This window comes from Planktosalinus lacus (assembly GCF_014640155.1).
Taxonomy (GTDB): Bacteria; Bacteroidota; Bacteroidia; order Flavobacteriales; family Flavobacteriaceae; genus Planktosalinus; species Planktosalinus lacus.
Genome location: NZ_BMGK01000001.1, coordinates 412,767 through 427,603, shown reverse-complemented (window position 1 = coordinate 427,603; position 14,837 = coordinate 412,767). Strand labels below are relative to the sequence as shown.

Below are 14,837 nucleotides of genomic sequence, written 5' to 3'. Positions count from 1 at the left end.
TTTAGATTGAAATTTATCTTTATTTAAATTTTAATAGTGGCACTTACCACATTCCAGCCCACCCATTTGAGCAGCTGTTAATTTTTCAACACCATACTTTTTAGAAAGTTCAGCGTGAATTTTTTCATAGTATTCATTTCCTTCCAGATCAACGTTGGTTGTTCGGTGACAATCAATACACCACCCCATTGTTAAGGGAGAATATTGATAAAGGATTTCCATTTCTTCAACTGGACCGTGACAGGTTTGACAATCAATACCAGCTACATTCACGTGTTGTGAGTGATTAAAGTAAGCCAGATCCGGGAGGTTGTGAATTCTCACCCATTTGACGGGCTGCTCCTCACCAGAATACGTTCTTTCTTCAGCATCCCAACCTACTGCATCATATAGTTTTGCTATTTCAGCATCATAAAATTCTTTTGTGTAGCCATTTTCTATATCTTCTTCGCCATTGTACTCATAAATGTTTTCGTGGCAACTCATACACACATTTAATGAAGGAATTCCTGAATGCTTGCTTTTTCTGGCAGAAGAGTGACAAAAATTACAGTCAATTTGATTGTCACCGGCGTGAATTTTATGTGAAAAGTGAATGGGTTGTACCGGTGCATAACCTTGATCTATTCCTACCTGCATAAAGAAGCCATAAGCATAATACCCTCCTGCCAACAAAAGAAACACAGCTGTTACTAAAACCAAAAACTGGTTTTGCACAAAGGCCTTCCATAGGGGTGTTGATTTTTCTTTCCTTTCATATTCTATTTTGTTTGCTACGGCAATCTTCTTAAGAACATTGTTTACAAGGAACAGCATAATCACAAGCATCAACATCACAATAGCCAATACTCCTAAAATCAGGCTATTTGATATCCCAGAATCTTGAGAAGTTGTTCCCCCTCCGGTAGTATCTGCCGTTGCTGATGCAGGTTCAGCTTTGGGCGCGCTTGTATATGCTATAATATTATCTAAATCTTCATCTGACAATTGTGGGAATGCCTGCATTACAGACTGGTTCCATTCTTCAAACAAAGCAACTGCCGTAGGATCACCCGCTTTCACTAAGGCTTGACTATTTCTAATCCAGCTGTACAACCACTCTTTCTCATACTTTTCAGCCACGCCCCTTAAAGCTGGACCTACACCTTTGCGGTCTAGCTGGTGACAGGCAGCACAATTACTATTAAACAATTGTCTTCCGGCCACAGGATCACCCCCCAGGTCTGCTACAGTTTCTGTTGTATCTTCTGATACAACTTCTGTAGTATCTTGAGCAGTTTCTTCTTGAGCATTAAGATTGTTTGTGAAAATTAACAGCATAGCTGCTAACACATAGGAAGATAATTTAAACAATAGATTTGGGTATTTCACCTTTTTCATACTTTGTAATGTATTATCGTGTAAAAATTGGAAGGAATTTAGCTTATGTGCTCATAAAAAAAGAGTTAAGCAAATTTCCCTCAAAATAACTGGACAAAAGTAACATTTTAAGTCCATTTTAGGAATTCAAACTATGCGTTAACAGATAATTTATATTAATTCTAAATAATAATTTTATGCATGAATCAGTTATAATGATTTAGCTTTGTAACGAATAAAAAATGAGTTTACCAAATATGAAATATTCACTTTATATCACCTTAATTTTATTTGTGTTTAACCTCAATGTCACAAATGCACAACAAGGCACTGTTGAAATTTATGAAGACGATAAAATCACTGAACTTTTGAGACTTAAAACAATGCTTTCAAAGGAAAATAAGCTCAGTGATGGCTTTACCATTCAGTTGTATTACGGTGAGTTAAAACAAGCAAACACCATTATCAAAGATTATCAAAAAAGTAGGGCGCTCTGGAAAGCAACCATTGAATATGAAACTCCTAACTATAAAGTATGGGTTGGAAATTTTGTAACACGACTAGAAGCAGACAGAGCTTTATTGGAGATTCAGAAAGAATTTCCTAATGCCTTTGTTTTTAGGCCAGACAGGCGTAATTAACCTTTTTGGTTATTACCCAATGTCATTTTAGGGGGAAATCTAAGCCCCACACGCTCCTCTTTCTGTGGTTTACTGAAATAATTTTTAGTTCTGTTATAATCCAAAAAGTAACTAATTCTAATTGAAAAACTATGGAATTGCGGTTTTTCAAAAAGATTGTCAAAATTTTCAGAAAAGCTAAATCCTGAATTTTCAAAGAAACTCTCAATCGAATTTCGATACAAAAAGGTTAATTGACTACCGGGAGCAAACCACCAGCTGTAACGCACATCCAGATTCCAGCTATTATAAGTTGTATCATGTGGATTGGTATAGAAACTGTTATCCTCTAATGAACCATCGCGTTGAAGGGTGTAATATTGATGGTAATCTACCTCAGAAAAGTAATGCCTAAAGGAGACATTAGCCGCCATTTTATTGTTAAATATATACTGTGATTCCAGTGAGGTAATTAATGTATTTCGATCGCGTTGCCCAAATATAATTTGACTGTTATCAAAGCTCACAAACCCTTGTTCATTTGATGAAAAAATTGCTGACACACTGGTGATTAGTTTTAACTTATCAGAAAACCTAAACCTTGGTGAAAACCTAAATTCTGCTATCTGTCTGTTTTTTTCATCAAACTTTTGAAAATCTGTATTTAAATCTACCGCAAACTTTTTTCTGTAATCTGTTGAAATCCAAACCCAAGGGTTATAATATGCCGGTTGCTTCACATACCACCCTTTTACTCTTGGCTCATAAATATCATTTACTCCAAAGGGAGTCATTTCAAAACCCCCACCAAATGCTAAAAAGTCTTTAGTTACAAAGTTTGAATTAAAATTAAAATTGTAAGCATAATAAAGGTCAGGTTGGAGTCTTCGATTGAAATTGAGATTAAAATTAAGATTTAAGTTATTTAAAAAACCCCTCGGCTGGAGATATCGATAACCATAATATCCATAATAATTTATGTAGTTTGTATTTGAAGAAAAGCCCAGGTCATTAATATCATAATCAATAGTTCTAAAATTTATTGCCGTAGTGAATCTGTGTTTACCACTAATATTAGCCACTTGTGCTCTCCCTTCCATACCAAATTTTGTAGAATCGGTCAGCACCCAACTACTTTTAGCTTCAACATTATATCTAAAAGTATTATTTTTGTTAGTTATGCTAAGTAATGCTGCAGTCGCATTGGCATCCCTGAAACTGCCTTCACGTAAAACATTGGTATTAATAACCGAAATCGAGTTATTGTCACCAAAACGCTGGTCCAGCACCAATACATTATAATTTGTGAGCGGCTCAACCAGTTCTTCTCTGTTTTCCTGAGTTTCGCTGTTTTGGATGGTTGCATATGCATTTTTTGTAACAGCATTGAAAACACCTACTCCCAATCCACCAGAGGTTCTACCTGAAACTTTTGTGGCATTGACCAAATCAACTTTTGATGGAAAAGAACTGATTGTTTCATTTTCATTTAAATTTGGATAACCACTAGGTGCATCTCCTACTCTTCTTGAGTAAAACAAGCCGCCCTTTGAAAAAAGCTCTGTCCCCTCTGTGAAAAAGGGTCGTTGTTCTGCATATTGCACTTCAAATGCAGAAAGGTTTAAAACGGTTTCATCAAATTTTGTTTGTCCGAAATCAGGGATTAATACCATATCAAGGGTAAATGCATCGTTGATTCCATATTTTAAATCCATTCCACCGTTAAAAACAACTTCTGAGTCACCGTCAAAACTATTAACATAGGTAGACAGGTAAGGTTGTAGAGAGAGTCTTACCGGTGTTTTGATGTTTTCAATCCCGTGAATTTCGCCGTCATAAATAGAAAACCCGCCTTTTGAATTATCAATATAATTCCAGCTGTAACGAGTGCGAGTTCTTCTAAACTCCCGCTCCATATTTAGACCCCAGGTTTGAACCTCTTTTTTTGGAAAACGCAGCTCAGAATAGGGGATAAATAGTTCAGCAACCCAATTATCATCATTAATTTTTACTTCGCTAAACCAAACGGCATTCCAGGAAGAATCTTCAGAGTCGTTGGTCATTTTTGCATCATATTGCACTCCAGCGGCTGTAACAATAAATTGCAAGCTTTGTTGCCGGTCATTGTATCCATTCAAAAGAATAAAAAAGAAATCATCATTGCCAATTTCATCTCTTTCTGTTAATTCTTTTAATATTTTATCAGGTTCAGGGTCATACATCACAGCTCCAAAATAAATACCTAAATCGTCGTAAATAATTTTTACTTCGGTTTTTAAACTATCAGGAATTGGTTTTCCGTTTACGGGTTGTCTTTCGATAAAATTTGAAGCTATCGGAGCTGATTCCCACACTTTATCATCTAAAATTCCATCAATTTTTGGAGCCGTTGAAACTTTTGAAACAACTATTTTTTTTCTAAAAATGCTATCTGTTGTTTGAGCACTGCTATGAATGCAGCTTAAAATTAAAACCGAAAGCAATAATCGCGTAAACAATTTATTCATCAATGAGATCTTTAAGTAAAAGACGGGTTCTTTTTTTTAATGTTACAAATTTTAAACTAAAATGATGGCTCATAAAAAATGCTGTTCAGTTTTGAACAGCATTTTTATTTTAGATTTATTTAAATATATTATTTTAGTTTTTTCTTGACTTCAACCTCTTGGAATCCTTCAATTATATCACCTTCTACAAGGTCATTGTAATTTTTAATCTGGATCCCACAGTCATAGCCTTTAGAAACTTCTTTCACATCATCTTTAAAGCGTTTTAGTGAAGCAAGAGTTCCTGTGTGGATTACAACACCTTCGCGAATAATCCTGATACCGGTATTTCTGATGATTTTTCCACTAGTTACCATACAACCTGCAATGGTTCCAACTTTTGAGATTTTGAATGTTTCTCTAACTTCAGCAGTACCGGTAATTTCTTCTTTCAATTCCGGTGACAGCATCCCTTCCATCGCGTCTTTAAGATCGTTGATCGCATCATAAATAATGGAATACATTCTGATGTCAATTTCTTCTTTATCTGCAATTTGTCGGGCATTACCCATTGGGCGCACATTAAATCCTATTATCACAGCATCAGAAGCCGAAGCTAATAATACATCACTTTCAGTTATTGGACCAACCGCTTTGTGTATAATGTTGATTTGAATTTCTTCAGTTGATAATTTCTGGAAAGAATCTGTTAATGCTTCAACAGAACCATCCACATCTGCTTTTAAAATAACATTCAGCTCTTTGAAATCGCCTAAAGCAATACGTCTTCCTATTTCATCAAGTGTAATATGGCGTTGTGTTCTAACTGATTGTTCTCTTTGTAATTGGGTGCGTTTTGTTGCAATAGCCTTTGCTTCTCTTTCATCTTCATAAACAGCAAACTTATCACCTGCCTGAGGTGCTCCATCAATCCCTAAAACTGAAACCGGTGATGCCGGTCCGGCAGATTTAATATTATGACCACGTTCATCATGCATCGCTTTTACTTTTCCGCTATGTTGACCTGCTAAGATATAATCTCCAATATTTAAAGTACCTGATTGCACTAAAATTGTAGACACATACCCTCTTCCTTTGTCAAGAAATGCTTCAACAACAGTTCCTGTAGCAGGTTTATTTGGGTTTGCTTTCAATTCAAGTAACTCGGCTTCGAGGAGTACTTTTTCTAAAAGTTCTTTTACACCGGTTCCTTGTTTTGCAGAGATATCATGAGATTGAATTTTTCCACCCCAATCTTCTACAAGAAGGTTCATTCCGGCAAGTTTTTCTTTAATTTTTTCTGGGTTTGCCTCGGGTCTGTCAATTTTATTGATTGCAAACACTATGGGCACTCCTGCAGCCTGGGCGTGAGAGATTGCTTCTTTTGTTTGAGGCATCACATCATCATCTGCAGCAACAACAATAATGGCAAGGTCAGTTACTTTGGCACCTCTGGCACGCATAGCTGTAAAAGCTTCGTGACCCGGTGTATCCAGAAATGTGATTTTCTGACCATTTTCAAGCTGAACTGCATAGGCACCAATATGCTGTGTGATTCCCCCGGACTCTCCTGCAATAACGTTTTCCTGACGAATGTAATCTAATAAAGATGTTTTACCGTGGTCAACGTGTCCCATTACAGTTACTATGGGTGCTCTTGGTTCAAGGTCTTCTGGGTTTACTTCTTCTTCAACAACAGCATCCTCAGAATCGGCCGTAACAAATTTAACTTCAAACCCAAACTCGTCTGCTACAATAGTTAATGTTTCTGCATCGAGCCTTTGGTTCATCGTCACCATCATTCCAAGTGTCATACAAGCAGAAATAATGTCAGTAACAGGAACGTTCATTAAGGTTGAAAGTTCGTTAACAGATACAAATTCTGTTACCTGAAGCACTTTACTTTGTGCTTCCTGGCTTGCAAGTTCATCTTCAGACTTTTGACGGTGTGTATCTCTTTTATCTCTTCTGTATTTTGCGGCTTTTCCTTTGGAGGATTTTCCCTGAAGTTTTTCAAGCGTTTCCTTGATTTGCTTTTGCACTTCTTCTTCGCTTGGCTCTTCCTTATGTGTTATTTGCCTGCCACGTCCTTTGGAAGTTTTGCCCCTGGAAGCACCGCCCGATGCCGCACCACCTCTTGCTGGCTCTTTTGTAATTCTTTTCCTTTTGCCTTTTGAATCTTTCGAGTCTTTAGAGTCTTTAGAAGCACCGGTACTTGGTTTTGGTCTTTCGGGCTTCTTTTTTGACTTTTTAAATTGTTCTAAGTCTATCGTTTTGCCTGTAAAGTTGGGGCCATCCAACTTGGTGTATTTGGTTTCTGTGAGTGCTGAGCCATCCTGTTCTTCTTTTGCAGGAGTTTCTGGTTCTGCTTTTTTTACTTCTTTTTTTGGTTCTTCTTTAGCTTCCTTTTTAGAAGGTTTGGGCTCTTCAACTTCTTTAGGTTTTTCTTCAGCAGGTTTTTCTTCTTTTGCTATTTTTTCTTCAGCAGGTTTTTCTTCAGCAGGTTTTTCTTCTTTTGGAGTTTGCTCTTTTTTGGGTTTGTCCAAATCAATTTTACCAACAGTTTTAGGACCATCAAGCTTTGATTGTGCCTTGACGACTTCTTTTTCTTTGGCTTCGGCAGCTTTTTGCTTGTCTTCCTGTTCTTTTTCTCGAGCCAGGCGAAGTTCTTCCTTTTCTTTTTTCTTTTCTTCGCTAACTTCTTTTGAGGCTACTTTTTTAGATTTATCAGTTTGAAATTCATCAAAGAGAATTTGATACACTTCTTCTGATATTTTTGTAGTGGGTCGTGCTTCGATTTCTACACCTTTTGTTTTTAGAAAATCCATGGCGCGATCCAGCGAAATATTGAATTCGCGTAAAACTTTGTTTAACCTCATTGTGTTTACTTCACCCATAAAGTATGTTTACTTTTTTATTTTCAGAAATTGTTTCTGTTGTGTTTTTTATTCAAATTCTTCTTTTAAGATATTAATCACCTCTCTGATAGTCTCTTCTTCGAGATCGGTTCTTTTAACCAGGTCATCAATGTCTTGCTCTAATATTTGTTTAGCTGTGTCAAGCCCAATTCTTGAAAATTCATCAATTATCCATCCTTCGATTTCATCTGAGAACTCTCTTAATTCAACATCTTCTTCTTCTTCAACACCTTCTCTGATCACGTCAATTTCGTAGCCGGTTAATTGTCCTGCCAGTCTAATGTTGTGACCTCCACGGCCTATTGCTTTTGAGACTTCTTCAAGCTTGAGGGTTACCTCAGCATGTTTGGTTTCGTCATTGATTGAAATTGAAGTTATTTTTGCGGGACTTAAAGCGCGTGAAATATACAAATTTGTATTTGCAGTATAGTTAATCACGTCAATATTTTCATTTCCGAGTTCACGAACAATCCCGTGAATCCTTGATCCTTTCATCCCAACACAAGCTCCAACGGGGTCAATTCTATCATCATAAGAATCTACAGATACTTTGGCTTTTTCGCCGGGAATTCTCACAACATTTTTGACAGTAATCAATCCGTCAAAGACTTCGGGGATTTCCTGTTCAAAAAGTTTCTCAAGAAATTTATTACTTGTTCTTGACATTATGATGGCAGGCTTATTTCCCTTAAGCTCTACACTTTCAATAATACCTCTAACGTTGTCTCCTTTTCTAAAGAAGTCTGAGGGAATTTGTTTTTCTTTTGGCAAAATAATTTCATTGCCTTCATCATCAAGCAAAATTACTGCTCGGTGTCTTATGTGATGAACTTCAGCAGTGTAAAGCTCGCCTTCAAGGTCTTTAAATTGCTTGTATATATTGGTGTTATCGTGTTCGTGAATTTTTGAAATAAGGTTTTGGCGTAGTGCTAAAATTGCTCTTCTTCCAAGGTCGACCAATTTAACTTCCTCAGGAACATCTTCTCCCACTTCAAAATCGGGTTCAATTTTTCTTGCATCGCTAAGAGAGATTTCCTGGTTTGGGTCTTCTACTTCACCATCGGGAACTACAGTTCTGTTTCTCCAGATTTCCAAATCTCCTTTGTCAGGGTTTATGATAATATCAAAATTATCATCGTCACCATATTTCTTTTTCAAAGTAGCTCTAAATACGTCTTCAAGGATTGCCATTAGAGTTACCCTATCGATAAATTTATCGTCTTTAAATTCTGAAAAAGATTCAATTAATGCGATATTTTCCATATCTGTACTTAGTTAAATATTATTTTTACTTTACTCTCTTTTATATTTTCAAAGGGGATATCAAGTGATTTATCAACAGTGATTTTTCCTTTTCCAACCGGTTTCGGTTCTCTTGCTTTCCATTGCAAATTGATTCCATTTTCTGATACCTCTGTGAGTGTTCCTTCAACTGTCTGACCATCCAGGGTTTTAACTTCTAAAATTCTGCCAATATTTTTTTTGTATTGTCGTGGCATTGTTAAAGGTGATGATGCACCTGCTGAAGCAACCTCAAGTGAAAAATCAAATTCATCGCGGTCAATGTTGTGCTCAATAGCCCGGCTCACTGCAATGCAGTCGCTCAATGAAACTCCTTCATCTCCATCCAGTATTACTTTAATATCGTTATTTAAGTCAATATTAAAATCAATCAAAAACAATTTTGGATGCTCTTCTAATGCTATATCCAATAGCTGCAGAACTTTTTCTTTCAACATTTTAATCTATAAAAAGAGGGGACTCGCCGTCCCCTCACCTAATACCTTGTTTTTCAATGGCGCAAATATAAGAATTAATTCTCATTAAAAAAAAAGGATGGAAGTTGAATTTTTTTTGTAATTTAACTTAAATTTTAAACCTCTTCAAATACAATTCAATGAAAAAAATTTTAGTCCCAACAGACTTTTCTCCTCAAGCCGAAAAGGCACTTAAGGTTGCAGCACAATTGGCAAAAAAACACGAAAGTGAAATTTATTTGCTTCATATGTTAGAACTTCCATTAAACTTAATTGACCAGGCAAATTCAAGTTCAGGGGGTAGTTTACCCGAAGCTTTGTTTTTTATGAAACTGGCACACAAACGATTCAAAGAAGTGTTGGAGTCTGATTACCTTGAAGGCATTACAGTGTATGAAACCGTTCAATTCCACGAAGCATTTGACGGCATTATTGAAGTTGCCAAAGAAAATGAAGTAGATCTTATCATTATGGGCTCTCATGGTGCCAGCGGTTTTAAAGAAATGTTTATTGGAAGTAACACCGAAAAAGTAGTCAGAACCTCAAATATACCGGTATTAGTAATCAAAAATGGACTCAAAGAATTTAAAATTGACAATTTTGTTTTTGCAACCGATTTTTCTGAAGAATGCAAAAAGCCTTTTAAACAAGCCATAAAATTTGCCGAAAGTGTAGGCGCTAAAATGCACTTGTTATTTATAAACACCGCTACCAACTTCTTGACAACAATTGAAGCAAAAGAAGTAATGGACAAATTTTTAAGCGGTATTGAAATTAAAAACCATTCATTAAATATTTACAACGACACTTCCGTAGAAAAAGGGGTCTTGAATTATGCTCAGGCAATTGACGCAGATCTCATTGGAATGGCCACGCACGGCAGAAAAGGGCTTTCTCATTTCTTTAACGGAAGCGTGAGTGAAGATTTAGTAAATCACGCTAAGAGACCCGTCATTACTTTTAAAATTTGACATCATATCCATATAAATTAAAAAAACCGATTAGAATGTTCTAATCGGTTTTTTTGTTGGCTCACTAGGTGCTCCCCTCGACAGGCTCGGGACATGCTTCTCGCCCTAAACCCAATAGAAATGAAAAACCGGCCTGTGATTAACAGACCGGCTTACTAAAGTTGGCTCACTAGGGCTCGAACCTAGACTCTTCTGGACCAAAACCAGACGTGTTGCCAGTTACACCATGAGCCAGTGCTTTTTAGCGGTTGCAAATTTATAACAAACTTTTTCTTCTACAAACTATTTATTAAAAAATTACTGCTTTAAAAAATAAAAAGTGTTTTTTTTAGTTTTTATCTTCAATAAAGAGAATACGATAATTATGTGTAAATTCGCCACTTTAAACCTTGGAATGGATGAAAAACTTTGACTTTAAAAAATGGAATGTCATCAGTGGATGGTTTGTTTTTTTAATCGCACTAACCACTTATTGGCTAACTGTTGAACCCACAGCAAGCTTTTGGGATGCCGGCGAATACATTACCACCTCATCCAACCTTGAGGTAGGACACCCGCCCGGAGCACCACTTTACCAGTTATTGGGAGCATTTTTTTCCATATTTGCTTCAGAGGTTACTCAAATTGCTTTGATGGTAAACCTCATGTCAGTTTTTGCAAGTGCATTTACCATTTTATTTATGTTTTGGTCCATTACAATCATTCTTCAAAACATTATTTCCAAAAACGAAACTATTGACAGATCAAAAGAAATTTTAATCTTAGGAAGTGCTGCTGTAGGTTCGTTAGGGTTTACATTTACAGATAGCTTTTGGTTTAGTGCCGTTGAAGCTGAGGTGTATGCCATGGCATCTTTTCTTATGGCTGCTCTCTTTTATCTAGCGCTGAGGTGGGAAAGAGACATGAACACTCCCAGAGGAAACCGCTGGGTTATTTTAATTGCATTTTTAATTGGGCTCTCTTTTGGAGTTCACTTTATGGGCTTGCTTACAATACCTGCAATGGGATTGTTATACTACTTTAAAAATTACAAAACCATTACTATTAAAAATTTCATTGTCGCACATTTAGTCGTGGTGGGTGTCCTTTTGTTTATTTTCTTATTCCTTTTACCAATGACGATGCGCTTTTTATCAGCATCTGAACTGTTTTTTGTAAACACCATGGGTATGCCTTTTGATTCAGGCACTATCATTGCAGGCTTGATCATGATTGCAGCATTTGTGCTACTTTTAAAATACACACGTTCAAAGGGCTATGTAAAATTAAACACCTTAGTGCTGTGCATAATGTTTATTTTTGTTGGTTTTTCAAGCTGGATCATGTTGCCCATCAGAGCCAATGCAGGCACTGTCATCAATGAAAACAAACCCAGTGATGCACAAGAATTATTAGCCTATTACAACAGGGAACAATATGGGGAGCAAAGTTTACTTTATGGGCCTCAGTTTACAGAAATGTATGCCGGGATTGATCAAAACAATCCTTACACTGATGATAAACCAAACTATGAGCGCGATGAAGATTCAAAACAATATGTTGTAATAAACAACTATAAAAATGCAAGAATGAACCTTGATGATGCCCACAAAACCTTTTTACCCAGAATGTGGAGCACAGAACACGCAGCCAACTATCTGGCAATAACCGGTGGTTTGGAATTTGATGTTAAACGACAATACAAGGGCGAACAAGCTTTAGTAAGTGAAGTGGCAGCATTTAAAAGTCAGTATGAGCAAGGTCAATTAGACAGTGAGGATTATCATAATTTCTTACAGCAGTTTGGCGAATTTCTCGATATAGAAAAACCCACTTTTACTCAAAATATGCGTTACCTTTTTGAATACCAGTTCGGGTATATGTACTGGCGCTATTTTATGTGGAATTTCGCCGGAAGGCAAGATGATATTCAAGGGAAAAATGACATCTTTAATGGAAATTGGCTCAGTGGTGTTAATTTTATTGATGAAGCACGCTTAGGCCCTCAAACTAATTTGCCTTCAGACATTGAAAATAATAAGGCACGAAACACCTATTACTTCCTTCCTTTAATTTTAGGCTTATTGGGGGTCGTGTTCCACTATAAAAAAGACAAAAACTCCTGGTGGGTTTTAATGGTTTTTTTCCTGTTTACGGGGCTGGCGTTAAAAGTGTACCTGAATGAACGGCCCTTTGAACCGCGAGAACGTGATTATGCTCTTGTGGGCTCCTTTTATGTATTTGCAATCTGGATGGGTTTTGGCGTATATGCGCTTTTTGATATCCTAAAAAAATACATTCAGCCCAAAATTGCAGTGCCATTAGTCATTGCAACAGGATTGCTGGCTGCACCGGTATTGCTGGCAAGTCAGAACTGGGATGACCATGATCGCTCCAATCGATATACAGCCACTGCAATGGCAAAAAAATACCTTGCATCTGTTGATCCCAATGGAATTATATTTACTATTGGCGACAACGATACCTTTGCTATCTGGTATGCACAGGGAATTGAAGAATACAGAAGAGACGTAAGGCCTATCAACACCAGCCTTTTTAATACAGACTGGTACATTGATGATATGAAAAAGGCTGCTTTTGAAAGTGCGCCAATCCCTTCACAGCTCACGCATAAGCAGTATAGATATGGAACACGGGATTATATCATGAAACATCCGCAAATAAAAGCAGATGATACCATTCCAATCAACCAATGGATGGATTGGATTGGAAATGACAGTGATCAACGTTTAAAAGTTGAAATGCAAAGCGGACAAATGGTGCATACTTTTCCATCAAAAAACATAAGAATACCTGTTGATAAAGAAGCTGTTTTAAGAAATGGCATAGTGGATGAAAAAGACGCTCACCTCATTGTCCCTTATATAGATGTAAATATTAAAGCTGATATTCTGTATAAAAACAGAATGATGATGTTTGACATCATAGCCAACAACAACTGGGAACGTCCCATTTATTTTACAGGTGGTGCTTTTAACGATGAAGAATATTTATGGTTGAAAGATTATTTGCAATTGGATGGTATGGCTTATAAACTTGTGCCCATTAAAACACCCATAGACAAGAAAAACCCATTTGATATGGGACGCATTGACAGCGAAAAAATGTTTGCCATTGTAATGGATTGGGATTGGGGAAATTCGGGTAGTCCAGATATCTACCACGACCCCGAAACCAGAAAAAATGCAATCAGTTACCGAAGTAATCTGGCGCGTCTGGCAGAGCAACTTTTAAAGGAAGAAAAGCTTGAAAAAGCTGAACGAGTTTTAGATCTCGCCATGGAACATATGCCCGTTGAATATTATGGGTTTTACACCTTACTGGAACCCTACATTACTGGCTATTTTGAAGTTGGCAATGAAGCAAAAGGGGTTGCATTGTATCAAGAGGTATCGAAGAAATACCAGGAAAAGATGGACTACTTCAGCACCATGGATTATGGATTGCAAATGCGGTTTATAGAAACCATTTTGATGGAAGTAGAGCGCTACAGAAGTCTTGTTGGCACTTTGCTTTACAGCGAAAACGAAGAATTACTCAAACAAGAAGCAGAAACTTTCAACACTTATTTGCAAGAGTTCAGACATTTTTATGCCAACGATATCGAGGAGGAATCATTTGAGGAAGAACCAGACACATCCGGACTTGAATATCCAGATGAAGATGAGATTTTAAGAATGATTGACTCTATGGAGCGTTCAATGAATCAATAAGTTAGTGAAAAACTATGTTGTAAAAAATCCGTTTTTTATAAGCTACTTGTTTCCTAAACGGATCTGGCACTTTTCGCGTAAGCAAAAAACGGTGTATTTAACTTTTGACGATGGTCCCATTCCTGATGTCACTCCCTGGGTATTACAACAATTAAAGCAATACAATGCCAAAGCAACTTTTTTTTGCATAGGTCATAACATCCAAAAGCATCCGGCACTATTTGCTCAACTTAAAGCGGAAGGACACCAGTTGGGTAACCATACATTCAATCACCTCAATGCTTCAAAAACGAGTTTTGATGAATATATGGAAAACACTAAAAAAGCGGAAGTTTATTTTAAACAACCGTTACTTTTCAGGCCACCTTATGGAAAGTTGGATTCAAAAAAAGCAAAGGCTCTTATAAACAGTGAGTATCAAATTGTAATGTGGGATGTATTGAGTGCAGATTTTGACCAGTCTATTTCCCCTGAAATTTGCCTGAAAAACGTACTATCTAATGCAACAAATGGCAGTATCGTAATTTTTCACGACAGCTTGAAAGCAGAAAAAAACTTAAGATACGCCTTACCGGAAGTATTAAGGCATTTTTCAGAAAAGGGTTTTGTGTTTAAAGCGATTTAAACATATTCATTGACAAGCCCTATGAGCGTGTTGGCATCCTGCTCACCACTTTGGCGCCATTTCATCTCGCCGTTTTTGTAAATCATGAGTGTGGGAAGGCCTTTGATTCTTAATGCTTCGGCTAGATCTTTGTTTTTTTCAACATCAATTTTGATTACTTTGGCTTTATCGCCAAGAGCAGCCGCCACATCTCTCAACACGGGGTGCATCGCTGTGGACTGTTCGTTCCATTCTGTATAAAAATCCAGTAAAACAGGAACCGGAGCACTGATTAATTCACCAAATTTTGACATAGTACAACCTCTTTAAGTTATACAAATATAGTATTTATGGTGAAATGTGGTGATTTTTAGGGAATTTTTAATAATCATATAATAATTCCCTAACG

General features: G+C 36.9%; 10 protein-coding genes and 1 tRNA gene. 4 read left to right on the top strand and 7 right to left on the bottom strand.

Translation table 11 applies throughout. From position 1 onward, the window contains the following. Positions 1 to 30 precede the first annotated feature (30 nt). Complete coding sequence (locus tag IEV69_RS01960; protein WP_188438912.1) at positions 31 to 1,380, bottom strand: c-type cytochrome; 1,350 nt, start codon at positions 1,378 to 1,380, stop codon at positions 31 to 33. A gap of 236 nt (positions 1,381 to 1,616) precedes the next feature. Between IEV69_RS01960 and IEV69_RS01955 the strand changes: the two genes are divergently transcribed. After that, positions 1,617 to 2,000, top strand: coding sequence for an SPOR domain-containing protein (locus IEV69_RS01955; RefSeq protein WP_188439025.1), 384 nt, complete (start codon positions 1,617 to 1,619; stop codon positions 1,998 to 2,000). On the opposite strand, the gene IEV69_RS01950 is transcribed toward IEV69_RS01955, so the two are convergent. From IEV69_RS01950 to rimP, 4 genes are all read right to left on the bottom strand, one after another. After that, on the bottom strand, positions 1,997 to 4,486 hold the full coding sequence (locus IEV69_RS01950; RefSeq protein ID WP_188438910.1) for a DUF5916 domain-containing protein: 2,490 nt from the start codon (positions 4,484 to 4,486) through the stop codon (positions 1,997 to 1,999). The genes IEV69_RS01955 and IEV69_RS01950 overlap by 4 nt on opposite strands. 128 nt (positions 4,487 to 4,614) lie before the next feature. Further along, on the bottom strand, positions 4,615 to 7,362 hold the full coding sequence (infB, locus tag IEV69_RS01945; protein ID WP_188438908.1) for a translation initiation factor IF-2: 2,748 nt from the start codon (positions 7,360 to 7,362) through the stop codon (positions 4,615 to 4,617). A gap of 48 nt (positions 7,363 to 7,410) precedes the next feature. Continuing rightward, complete coding sequence (gene nusA, locus IEV69_RS01940) at positions 7,411 to 8,646, bottom strand: transcription termination factor NusA (RefSeq protein ID WP_188438906.1); 1,236 nt, start codon at positions 8,644 to 8,646, stop codon at positions 7,411 to 7,413. 8 nt (positions 8,647 to 8,654) lie between these two features. Further along, positions 8,655 to 9,122, bottom strand: coding sequence for a ribosome assembly cofactor RimP (rimP, locus tag IEV69_RS01935; protein ID WP_188438904.1), 468 nt, complete (start codon positions 9,120 to 9,122; stop codon positions 8,655 to 8,657). Between the two features lie 158 nt (positions 9,123 to 9,280). On the opposite strand from rimP, the gene IEV69_RS01930 reads away from it, so the two are divergent. After that, a complete protein-coding gene (locus IEV69_RS01930; RefSeq protein ID WP_188438902.1) occupies positions 9,281 to 10,111 on the top strand; it encodes a universal stress protein in 831 nt (276 codons plus the stop codon). Between the two features lie 161 nt (positions 10,112 to 10,272). On the opposite strand, the gene IEV69_RS01925 is transcribed toward IEV69_RS01930, so the two are convergent. Beyond that, positions 10,273 to 10,345, bottom strand: a tRNA-Gln gene (locus IEV69_RS01925). Positions 10,346 to 10,509: 164 nt separating this feature from the next. Here IEV69_RS01925 and IEV69_RS01920 point away from each other — a divergent pair. Together IEV69_RS01920 and IEV69_RS01915 are read left to right on the top strand one after the other, a co-directional pair. Beyond that, complete coding sequence (locus IEV69_RS01920) at positions 10,510 to 13,824, top strand: glycosyltransferase family 117 protein (RefSeq protein WP_188438899.1); 3,315 nt, start codon at positions 10,510 to 10,512, stop codon at positions 13,822 to 13,824. A 4-nt stretch (positions 13,825 to 13,828) separates the two neighbouring features. Then, positions 13,829 to 14,449: a polysaccharide deacetylase family protein gene (locus IEV69_RS01915; protein ID WP_188438897.1), complete on the top strand. Its 621-nt coding sequence runs from the start codon at positions 13,829 to 13,831 to the stop codon at positions 14,447 to 14,449. On the opposite strand, the gene IEV69_RS01910 is transcribed toward IEV69_RS01915, so the two are convergent. Then, complete coding sequence (locus IEV69_RS01910) at positions 14,446 to 14,742, bottom strand: thioredoxin family protein (RefSeq protein WP_188438895.1); 297 nt, start codon at positions 14,740 to 14,742, stop codon at positions 14,446 to 14,448. The two genes, IEV69_RS01915 and IEV69_RS01910, sit on opposite strands and share 4 nt — an antisense overlap. Positions 14,743 to 14,837 lie beyond the last annotated feature (95 nt).